The organism is Paucilactobacillus suebicus DSM 5007 = KCTC 3549, assembly GCF_001434475.1.
In the GTDB taxonomy this organism is placed as follows: domain Bacteria; phylum Bacillota; class Bacilli; order Lactobacillales; family Lactobacillaceae; genus Paucilactobacillus; species Paucilactobacillus suebicus.
On the sequence record NZ_AZGF01000002.1, the window covers coordinates 60,867 to 72,727 of the forward strand.

Annotated in this window: 8 protein-coding genes; 3 read left to right on the forward strand and 5 right to left on the reverse strand. The window is 34.4% G+C overall.

Features of this window, described 5'->3' with window-relative positions; genetic code table 11:
• Positions 1-2,058 (reverse strand): LysM peptidoglycan-binding domain-containing protein, encoded by a 2,058-nt coding sequence (locus tag FD16_RS01230; protein ID WP_010621673.1) that lies wholly within the window; start codon positions 2,056-2,058, stop codon positions 1-3.
• A 556-nt stretch (positions 2,059-2,614) separates the two neighbouring features.
• On the opposite strand from FD16_RS01230, the gene FD16_RS01235 reads away from it, so the two are divergent.
• From FD16_RS01235 to FD16_RS01245, 3 genes are all read left to right on the forward strand, one after another.
• Positions 2,615-2,830, forward strand: a complete 216-nt coding sequence (locus FD16_RS01235; protein WP_010621672.1) for a hypothetical protein — start codon at positions 2,615-2,617, stop codon at positions 2,828-2,830.
• 126 nt (positions 2,831-2,956) lie between these two features.
• The gene (locus FD16_RS01240) at positions 2,957-3,199 is read left to right on the forward strand and encodes a hypothetical protein (protein ID WP_010621671.1); all 243 of its coding nucleotides are present in this window, start codon (positions 2,957-2,959) and stop codon (positions 3,197-3,199) included.
• Positions 3,200-3,312: 113 nt separating this feature from the next.
• A complete protein-coding gene (locus FD16_RS01245; protein WP_010621670.1) occupies positions 3,313-4,284 on the forward strand; it encodes a Gfo/Idh/MocA family protein in 972 nt (323 codons plus the stop codon).
• Between the two features lie 346 nt (positions 4,285-4,630).
• Here the strand turns inward: FD16_RS01245 and FD16_RS01250 are convergent, their stop codons facing one another.
• The 4 genes from FD16_RS01250 to FD16_RS01265 are packed head-to-tail and all read right to left on the reverse strand — an operon-like array spanning position 4,631 to position 11,778.
• Positions 4,631-7,861, reverse strand: a complete 3,231-nt coding sequence (locus FD16_RS01250) for a type I restriction endonuclease subunit R (protein WP_010621669.1) — start codon at positions 7,859-7,861, stop codon at positions 4,631-4,633.
• The gene (locus tag FD16_RS01255) at positions 7,848-8,972 is read right to left on the reverse strand and encodes a restriction endonuclease subunit S (protein ID WP_010621668.1); all 1,125 of its coding nucleotides are present in this window, start codon (positions 8,970-8,972) and stop codon (positions 7,848-7,850) included. Before FD16_RS01255 ends, FD16_RS01250 begins: the two co-directional genes overlap by 14 nt.
• The gene (locus tag FD16_RS01260) at positions 8,962-10,554 is read right to left on the reverse strand and encodes a type I restriction-modification system subunit M (protein WP_010621667.1); all 1,593 of its coding nucleotides are present in this window, start codon (positions 10,552-10,554) and stop codon (positions 8,962-8,964) included. The genes FD16_RS01255 and FD16_RS01260 overlap by 11 nt, the downstream gene beginning before the upstream one ends.
• Before the next feature lie 21 nt (positions 10,555-10,575).
• Positions 10,576-11,778, reverse strand: a complete 1,203-nt coding sequence (locus FD16_RS01265) for an ATP-binding protein (protein WP_010621666.1) — start codon at positions 11,776-11,778, stop codon at positions 10,576-10,578.
• Positions 11,779-11,861 lie beyond the last annotated feature (83 nt).

Sequence of the window (11,861 nt, forward strand, 5' to 3'; positions counted from 1 at the left end):
CTACAATTTAATTTCTTGTCCAACATAAATAGTGTATGGGCTACTAATACTATTTAGTGATGCTAAAGTCGACCAACTAATACCGTACTTTGCGCCTATCGATGATAGAGAGTCACCACTTTTAACAGTGTATGTTGACGATGAAGAAGTGGACGTGCTGCTAGTTGAACCGATTTTAATTGTTTCACCAACGGTAATAACATTAGTGTTACTAATGTTATTTGCAGATGCCAGAGCACTAACAGTTGTACCATACTCAGCAGCGATTGCGGATAACGTGTCACCACTCTTAACTGTATACGTTGATGAAGACGTAGATGAACTTGTAGAAGTCGATGAACTGGTTGATGAAGAGGCTGTGCCACTAACCTTCAGAACTTGACCTACGTAAATCAGATTGGCATTACTCAAATCATTTAATGAAGTCAGAGCTGAAGTCGTTGTACCATACTCTTTTGCAATTGCTGATAACGTGTCACCACTTTTAACGGTATATGTCGAAGTACTACTACTTGATGTGGAACTGGCTGATGAAGAACTTGTTAGTTTCAAAACCTCACCAACGTAAATCAGATTGGCATTGCTGAGATCATTAAGTGAAACCAAGTTGGCAGTAGTTGTGCCATATGTGCTAGCAATTGCTGACAGTGTGTCGCCACTTTTAACGGTATAAGTTGAAGTTGAACTCGTGGACGATGTACTTGATGTAGAACTGCTACTTGCACTCGATGATGTTGTAGTGCTTGAGCCACTCTTAACAAGTAATTGCTGGCCAACGTAAATCAGATTTTCATTACTGATATCATTCAATGAGGCCAATGCCGAAGCCGTAGTGTCATAATCTGATGCAATGCCAGATAATGTATCTCCACTCTTAACAGTATAATATGTTGCACCTGAAGTACTAGTTGTTGAAGAAGTTGATGATGAAATGCTGGTACCAGAAATCGATTCGCCATTGATCGCAATTTCATCTAAAGCGGTCAAATTATATTCTTCAATTATTTCATCCAATTCAGTTGCATAGTTTGGATCAGTAGCGTATCCATCAGATTGCAGGTCAGCAGTTACCATTTTATAGTTAGTAACACCCAATAAATTACTATAACGTGAGTTTGAATAAAGAAAATATCCGTGGTCTTCAACACTCTCCGAGTTATTATCATATTTTCTGAATTCCGCATAAACGGTTACATAGCTACCGTTTTCGTACTCTTTAGTTGGATAATCAACATAATTTCCATTATAACTACCTTTTATACCAAACAAGTTATGTGCTTCAGTAGATAATGATGAGCTGCCCCATCCACTTTCTAGAATTGCTTGTGCAACAGTAACGGAGGGTAACACGCCATACTCATCCCATCCTTCAATGGCTCCTTCTTCCAAGCTTTCAATAAACGCTTGATCAGTTGAATTTGAAGTGAAGGTTGGTTGTGCCACAGTATTTGATGTCGATGCTGATGATGCCGCAGTTGAAGCCGTACTTGAAGATGTTGCAGTTGAGGCAACAGACATAACAGCCATCACTTTAGTAGTGGCAGAAGAACTTGCCGAACTGGAACTAGCCGTAGTGCTGGCACTTGCTGAAGTGGCACTGGATGCACTCGATGTTGAACTGCTAGCCTCAACGGCTGACGATGCACTCAAAGACGTCGTACTCGAGGCCGCACTTGCAGTAGAGCTGATAGCACTCGATGCGGCAGAAGAAGCCGCTGATGTCGCACTGCTTTGAGACGTTTCTGAAGAAGAATTAGATTCACTATTTTCACTAGTTGAGCTTGCACTGCTTACCGTCTGTGATTCATCTGATGTGGAAGTCGCAGATGACTGGACGTCAGTAGTCGCAACACTCGACAAAGTAACTGTATTGCTTTGAGATGACGTAGCTGCGACTGACTCTGTCGAACCAGTTCCCTCATCACTTGATGTATTATCAGCATGAACGGTAGTGGTAGTTAAGCCAACCGCAAATGAAAAAGCAGCTATGCCTGCAACAACCCACTGACGTCCATGTTTATACATTTTATAGTGTAACTTAGAATCATTTTTATTCATTAATTTTCCCCTTCTCATCACAAAATTATTCATTATTTTCATGTATCAAATGATAATAATAATTTAACATAAATTAAGAAACAATTAACTACCTGAACATTTCTTAAGATAATGCAAAGTGTTAAATATGTCAAAAATAGAAAGCAATTACATTAATTAGCGCTAATTACTGGTATGTAGGTATTTATAACGTATCGCAGGGGTAGGAATTATTACAATCGTCATGCTTTGTAATTTAAATTTAACAACCAAAAAGTGGACTAAATAATACATTAATCACTATTAACTAATTATCTTAAGATAATGATTTTAAACATTATTTGCCAAATATAATAAGTATTAATTCTTATTGTGATCATACATAATTAATCATAATTTTTATTTTTTAGAATACTTATACATCATTACAGCAATTTATTATCAATATGAAAGTTGTTCACCACTTTTTCTTGTGTAATAAAAATATTTTCTCTCAAGGCCCCAAACCGGCTCATTTATATTTTATAATTAACGTGGTAATTCGGACAGATGGTTTGTAATCGTTATAGGAGACACAATGAGATTAAGAGACAAATCTAATCAGGAACTAGCTCAACAATTAATCACCCATAAAAATCGTGAATCTTTAATCGCACATATTGCTGAAGATGAACTAATGCAACGTGCAATTGGTGGTGATATAGAGGCCCGTAAATTATTGCAAAAGTACGCTAGTCTGTTGAAAAACACCACTAGTTTCTCTTGGCACTTTAAAATTAAACGAAGATCCTAGAATTTATCAAATAGAATAAGCTCATAATTAATTTAATAATTTTCTTATGTATTGTTGTTGTTTTATTGCAAAACTTAGGTATAATGGTGGCACAGTTGGTTGGCGTTTGAAAAAAGAGGTTTTCCCATGAGTATTGAAAATGAAAGTAATGAATTCTTAGCAAGTAAGCTACATCATAATAACTTTTCGAGTTCATTAGTTGCCAAAACTGCAGAATCGGAATTATTACGACGTGCGGTCGATGGAGATTCTCAGGCCGCAAAAGTACTAATGCAACGAAAAAAAGAAGTTGAACAACAAAAACAAATTAGTTCAAATAAATCAGATAAAGTATTTATATCTTGGACCATGACTTTGAAACGACATTAGGTCGTTTCTTTTTTTGTCATAAATTGAATAATATCGGTTATCAAACCCACTATTATTTTCAAATTTATGGTGGTATGATTTTTTTGAAAGCGAATACAAAGGAGATTATGAAAATGAAAAGTTACAATTGGGCGATTGTTGGACCTGGACGTATTGCTGAAGACTTCTGTTCTGAATTTCCGTCAGAACAAACACTTTACGGTGTTGCAAGTTCACACGATCCAAATAAGGCAAAGCAGTTTGCAAAAAAATTTAACATTAAACATACCTATCAAGACTATGAAGATTTACTGAATGATCCACAGGTGGACATCGTTTACGTAGCAACAACAAATAATTTCCACTTTGATAACATCAAGCATGCATTGACGGCAGGCAAACATGTTTTCTCTGAGAAGCCTGTCACATTGAACACCTCTCAACTACAAGAATTAATAACTATCTCTAAAGAAAAACATTTGATATTGATGGAAGCACAAACAATTTATCATATGCCACTGTATGATAAACTGACCGAATTTATTCGTGATCAACAGTTAGGTCAATTAAAATCTATTCAGGTTTCGTTTGGTATGCACATCGACAAAACACAAACGAAAGACAGACTACTCAATCCTAATTTAGCAGGTGGTGCTCTATTAGATATGGGAATATATGCAATCAGCTTTGCTAGACGCTTCATGACAGCGGCACCAAAATTAGTTGCAACGCAAATGGTTCCCACATCCACAGGAGTTGACGATGTTAGTACCTACTTGCTAACAAATGATAATAATGAATTATGTACTATGAACTTTAATATGCTAGCAGATATGCCAACAATTGGTTATGTAATTTACGAAAATGGCTACTTCATCATTGAAAACTATCTAAGACCCGAAAATGCCGTGTTCATAAATGCCGACACCGGTGGAAAACAATTGATAATTGCTGGAAAAACAGACATTGCAATGGGATACGAAGCACTCGACATGGCAAAAGCAGTTGAAACTGGAGATAATGACACCTTGGATTGGACTGTTCAAACCATGAATGTCATGACTCAGGCACGTAAAGATTGGGATTTTAAGTATCCTAATGAATAAATTTAATACTTAAATCGAACGAAAAGTAGTGGTTAAAATTTATTTACCACTGCTTTTTAATTTATCCAGATATTAAATTTTATGTACAGAAATAAAAAAAGCATTCCACATAATTGTGAAATGCTGCAAAACATTGAATATCAATGATATTAACGCTTTGAAAATTGTGAAGCTTTACGGGCCTTCTTGAGACCTGGCTTATTAGAACCCATTTTCACTAAGTTGGAATAACCTTTAATATCAAGGCTTTCCTTAAGTATTACCTTCAATAAATCTCACTCAATTTGAATAACTTTCACTCAAATAGTGGGGATTTTATCAAAATAATGCGAGTCATTGGTGTTCTTTACATAGAAAAATTAGTTTCATCATTTTCAGCAACCATATCTATTGGTTGCTTTTTTTGATCCGTATAATCTACACTTTGCGTGCCTACTTCTTGGGAATCTTTACCCTTTTTGAAATTCTCAGCTTGTTCAAGAACTTGGTCAAAAATATCACTATTCCATTGTGGCGGATATCCATTCTTGTGCAATAAGATAACCAGGTCTCTTCTTAGCTGATTTTTTATATCATTTCGACTTGACCAATCAGCAAATTTTGCCTTATCATCAACTAACTCTTTTATATCTTTTGCTAAATTCAACGCATTTTCATCAGAATACTCAAAATCGTGTTCATCACGAACTTTTATGAGAATATCATAAAAAGCCTTTTCTTCATATGATATTCCCATCTTTTCAAAAGGATCAGCATCTTCTTTCAGATTCTTCATAATGTCCAACAATTGATCAGATAGATCATTTACAAAATCTGATACAACTTCTGAGACAAATACCTGTGCATCTCTATTATTGTAGGATTCAACAACCTTTTTAAGCCGTTCAGAGAATTCTATGGATTTCAGCTTATTCGTTAAACTATAGATTTTAATTTGTGATTTTAATAGCTTCAACAACGCGTTAAATTTAGAATTAGGCATCTTAATTCTTGCTAATTCATCTTGAACAGCTTGACTAAATAGTTCATCTGTTTCATTATTCACAATATCTTCTACACCAGTAGACGTTATCGCGTTGTATACCATTTGCTGGACAGTTTTATTCATCATTTCAGCATCTGGTGTATCCCCTTTGGTTTGCTTATAAATAATAGACCGAATAGCTAAGTAGAACTGGGCTCGTTCTGTTTCTTCATCACTTAATTCACCTGAAGGAAAAACAATCTCATACGCTTTCTTCATCTTTTTTGATTCGTGCATAAAACGATTTTCAAGTTCATTTCTCATTTGTACATATTCTGCCCCTTCATTTAGGACCATTAATCGCTCGGATGGTGTTCCCATGTAAAACAAACTTGCATCAAACTTAGAGAGCATCTCATCAATAATTGCCAACTGATTTCGAAAAATATCTAATGTCACAGGCAAATCATCAATTGGATTACCCTGATCACCATCATACATTTTCAATGCTTCTAGCATAGCCCGACGAATTCCAATATAGTCGACTACAATTCCATGATCTTTTCCTTCAAACACCCTATTAACACGGGAAATTGTTTGAATTAGTGTATGTTTTTTTAGCGGCTTGTCATTGTACATTACTGTAAGACTTGGTACGTCAAATCCAGTTATCCACATGTCGACAACAATGGCAATTTGAAAATTTGAATTATTGTTTTTAAATTGTTTTTCCAATAATTGTCTATGAGCTTTATCTCCAATTAAATCAAACATTTCTTTAACATCATCTTTATCTCGAGTTGCAACAAGATTCACTTTAGGTAATTCTACTAGCTTTTCAAGCTCTGCATCTGTTAAATCCTCTCGATCCGTTTTTTTAGCAATAAACCAATCAGGTCTGATTTTTTTCAACTCTCGATACAAAGCATAAGCATGCTCACGACTACTCGTTACAATCATGGCTTTTTGAACTATCTCAGGTTTCTCACTAACAAGTCTCATATAGTGAATAGCGATATCTGAAGCCACTTTCTTAATACGGTCTGGATGACTAAGGATTTGCTTCATATTTGACATGGCTTTTTTGCTTTCTTCCACTTGATCTGGATTAGCGCCATCCTCACTCACCTTTTTGTAGTATTTATCAATCTCAGCAACTTGACTATCTGACATAATCACGCGCGCTAATCGAGGTTCAAATGATATACGCACTGTAATACCATCATCAGTTGACTCTTTCATAGTATATTGATCAACAATTTCTCCAAATACATAGATAGTTTCATCTATCGGTGTTCCAGTAAAGCCAGCATAGGTTGCATTAGGAAAGGCTTCTCTTAAGTAGTGAGCAAAACCATAAGATGTTTCAATCCCCTTATCTGTCTTTTTCAGTTTAGCCTCAGTATTTGTTTGTGTTCTATGTGCTTCATCAGAAATACAAATAATATTTGTTCGTTCGGACAGCAATCCTGTCTCTTCCTCAAATTTTTGTATCGTACTGATATATACTCCACCAGATTCATTTGTAGAAAGTTCTTTTTTTAAGTCAGCACGGCTTTCAATTGCTTTAACATTGTTATCTTTCAAATATTTTTTGGATGACTCAAAGAGTTCACTTGTTTGATTCAACAAGTCTTCCCGATCAACTAAAATAACAACTGTTGGCGATTGAAAAACATCACGATTATGAGTAGCAAGCAGACGAGTTAAAAAAAGCATAGTATTTGTTTTTCCCGAACCAGTAGCACCAAAATATGTCCCACCTTTACCATCACCAGCAGGCTTCAAATGATTCTTAATATTTTCCAACATTTTATTGGCTGCAAAAAACTGTGGGTATCGTGTAACAATTGCGGTTTCTTTTTTTTCTGTATCTGGGTAATAAATAAAGTCCCGTAAAATAGTAATTAGCCTATTCTTCGAGAACGCGCCATCAATTAAGGTCTTTAGAGCAGAAATACCATTTGCTACTTTCTCTTCATCATTAGCTTTATTCCAAGAATAATAATATTCATATGGAGTAAAAATCGACCCCATTTTAGTATTTGCTCCATCAGATAAAACAGAAAGGAAGCAATACTTCATTAGATTTGGAATATCCCGATTATAGCGTGTATGAACTTGTTTCCAAGCATCATAGATTGTCATATTTTCATTAATTGCTGCCTTAAATTCAAAAATTGCAATTGGAATTCCATTTACAAAAACCAGCATGTCAGGTCTACGTTCGCGGTCACCAACAACGGTGTATTGGTTAACTATTTTAAAGATATTATTTTCAAGATTGTCATAATCAATATAATCAATATGAAGAGCTGATTCTTTTGTATCATCTCGAATCAAATCAAAACCTTCATTTATCAGGAAGAATAAATTACGATTTGACTGATATAACGGACTGGTTGGAGAGAGTTTTATCTTATTTATGATTTTAGCAATTTCAACTTTTGATAAATCTGAGTAACGTGCAGTTAAATAACTTGTCATGTCAGAGAGAAGTAACACTTCGTCATATTTGCGATGTATCATTTCACCATTTATATAGTCGTAGCCATTATTTTGAAATAGTTCAATGATTGCTGCTTCTAAAGTTGCTTCATTAAATTTTGACACTCATCCTCGCCTCCTTAATTGCACCATTTATTAAAATCGGACAGATATCCTTGATTTTTTGTTTTAAATGCTCGTTTAGTTTCCGTCTATTAATATAAGCATTATAAATATCAACAATAGATCTTTGAATATTAATATCGGGAATAGGAACTTTTACCTCTTGCATATCTTCCCAATTGAATGTTTCTCGTGCACTTCCCCAAGAATTAAAGCGTGAATATCGATCGAACTCATCTCTTCTAAAAAACATATTCAAATAACTTGGAATCAATTTTTCAGGACTTGTAACTTTAAATGTAATATAAGATGATGAACAAATTATCGCTTCAAGGGAGTTATTATGTGCTAAAGAAATTTTGTCACCATTTCGAGATGTTACTGTAACATATGCAAACTCATCTGGTTCAACAACTAAATAATTTTTCAGTGATACACCGTCCATTTTAGCTTTAGTTTCAATGAATTTTTTCTCAATGGATAAACCTCTAACAGAATCAACATCGTATCTTAAAGTTACGTTTTTATTGGCAGTTTGCTGGATGTAGGTCCCAATCGGTTTACTTGGCGTTTCCTGTCTAATTTTTTCAATTGTCGCATCACAAACTAATTTTAAATCTTCCAATCCATTTTCGAAGGATTGTTGATTAGCAAGTAGTGCTTTATAGACAGCAACATACTTTTGTTGAATCTCAATTGATGGTAGGTCAATATCAATGTCACAAAAGCGTGTCCAATCTAGATTCCCTCTAATAGAAGCGTCCGTACAGAACCAAGCATATCTATCAAATTCTGACGATTGAAAGATCATATTTAAGTATTCAGGTAATACTATTTCGGTTTTAGTTATTTGAAATACAAAATATGCTGATGAAACAACAATTTCATCACCTGTAGTATTCATAGCAATTGGAATACGTTCATCACGTCCAACGTGCATCAGATTACAAGCAAAACTATTACGCGGGACTACCAAATATTTTGAAGTATCTGCCCCAACATTTGTTGATGGCATAAACTGTTTTAATATATTGATCCCAGAAATATTTGGATGATTGGGATTTCCATTTTTAATTTTTATTTGTTCAATAATATCTCCAATTTTATATTTCATAACCTATCCCCCTGAAAGCTTCCTCAAGACGATTTTGCGATTTTTTTTCATCAGTCAAGACTTCTTTCATTTCTGATTGAATACGTGACATTTCTTTTTCATAGTTTATATCTAAATCATGGTCAATAAATTCTATATATTTACTAGGTGCAAGAGAATAGTTGGCTTCTTTAATTTTATCTATAGTCACTGACTTGCATAATTCCGGAATATCTTCATAGTCGCTACCTTTTTGCCAAGATTGATATATCAACTTAACTTTTGCTATTTGTTCATCAGTCAAGATTGTTTTTTTCTTATTTGTTCCTTTTTCAACCTTGTATTGTTGTACATGATCATTCCATTGACGTAAATCCATAAAAAGAACTTCATTTTGATGATTTCGAATTAAATGACCGTGTAATTCATGATCGGATTTATTATTGTTCAAAATCCACAAAGTCACTGAAATATCTGTTGTATAAAACATATTCCGTGGCAAAACGATAATAGCTTCAACTTTATCATTTTCAATTAATTTTTGCCGAATTTCTCTCTCAATTCCATCTGCATTTAATGCGCCATTGGCAAGTAAAAAACCTGCAACACCATTAGTCACATCAAGTTTAGAAAGTATATGCAAAATCCACGCATAGTTCGCATTTGATTTGGGGGGTACTGCATACCCTTGCCAACGTGGGTCGTCTAACAGTTCATTTTCTCCACGCCAATCCTTAAGGTTAAACGGAGGATTAGCCATGATATAATCTACCTTCATATCTTTATGTTGATCATCTGTAAAACTTGAACTTTCTCCTAGTCCTTGTTTGCCCAAATCATAGGAAATTTCTCGAATCGCCAGGTTCATTTTTGCTAACCTTCTTGTATCAGGATTCTTCTCCTGACCTATTATTGAAACTGCCGATTTGTTACCATTATGACGTTCAATAAACTTCATTGATTGAACGAACATTCCACCCGATCCACAAGCAGGATCATAAACCTTTCCACTATATGGTTCAATCAACTCTGCAATCAGTTTAACAACTGAAGAAGGCGTATAGAACTCACCTTCTTCTTTAGTTGCAGAAAGAGCAAAACTTTGTAAGAAATACTCATAAACTCGACCTATTAAGTCATCCTCTTTAAATCTTTCAGATGAAATCTTATTAATTTCATCAATGAGATGTTTGATGGTGCTAACAGCTAGGTTAAAGCCAACATAAAAATTGGATGGCAGCGCTCCCTGTAACGATTCATTTTCCTTTTCGATATCGGACATAGCTGTATCAATTATGACGGCAATATCGTTTTTGTTGGCATTTTTCACTAAGTATGACCAACGTGTATGCTCTTCTAGATAAAATACATTATCAGCAAGATAAAACGATTTTTCATCTAAAAACTCTGGAACATCTCCGTACTCTTTTCTAATTTTTTCACGTTGGACCTCAAATTTTTCTGAAGCAAACTTAATAAATATTAGACCAATTATTGCATCTCTCTTATCGTCTGTTTTACCAGATGAGCGCAGAATATTACGAATATTAAATAAAATTGTTTCTAGTGTCTGTTCTTTAGGTGTCGTAGCTTTTTTTGCCATATATTTAACTCTCCCTGTATTTTAGTGTCTGATACTGTCTAAACGGCTGGAAATTACTTTTGCTAAATTTATCTGTAATAATGATGAACGTCCATATTTTGGATTTTGTTGTGTTAACACTTGAATTTCTTCCTCTGTAGGTTCAAGTTTCGCTCCAAAATCGTATTCTAAATCCTCAATCGTTGTTCGACTTTCATAATGACTCTCTACGTAATTACGCTCCTCATCATTTTCGTAAACCACCACGTTTTCTAATACTTTGGAGGCTGAATAGTAATAATCTCGATAAAAATCCCCATTCATGCTCTGATTCCACGCATCCACCAGTAGATGCCAAAACTTCCAATCTAATGAATCTTTGAGAAAATAGTTGTAGGCAGTATCGCTATTATTAAAAACTAATTTTGAAAAATGTGGTGATAATGTCATTCCCCTATCTCGATCAAAATCAAAAAGTGGCCTAACCTCAAAAATTAAATGATCGCCATACATGAATTTTACAAATCGATATCGACCTATTCTCCATTCGCTAGGAAAATCACTTGTATTTACAAGCCAACCGTAATAATCACCATCATGAACTTTTCTTTCTTCGTCAGGATCTTCAACGATCAAAATATAAAAATTAGGATCAAAATTATATAATAATTTCTGCTCCGAATCTAGGTATGTCCAATCTTTCGTTTGAGAAATCAAATAAAGATATCGCTGATAAATTGTGGTGTTTAAATGTAGTCTTTTTTTATACAGACGTTCTACCACAAAATCGGGAGCCGATTCAGAAATTGGTGTATTCGTATCACTTATTCTAGTAAAAATTTGTCCAGGATTGATTGTCTTTTTACCCCTAGAATATTTGTTAATTAAATAAACGGGAACACTGTTCGTATTATATACAGTCAAGACGTCAATTTCTTTTTCCTCAACTGTTAAGGTTTCAACATTTATTTTAGGTGGCTTATTCGAGAAGTTTTGATGACTCAAAAAATCCGTTAACTGTTGTTTATTTTTCCTATTATCATCGTCAGAAATGCCAACTATTTCGAATGTCTCATCTTCTATACCAAAGATAAGATAACAATCCTGATTGTGAACTGTATTTACAAACGATAATATATCCCTCATAAGTTCAGAGTTGTTATCATGCCATTCTCGCTTATAGTCTAATCTCTCATTCTCACTAGTATGGTTATTTATCAGATCAAGTAACTGTTCCTCTTTCAAAAACTCACTTCTTTCTTAAAGAGATACTCCATTAAAAACCACTTGCAAAACTTTTAACCATCATTATCACAACTTTTATTTCC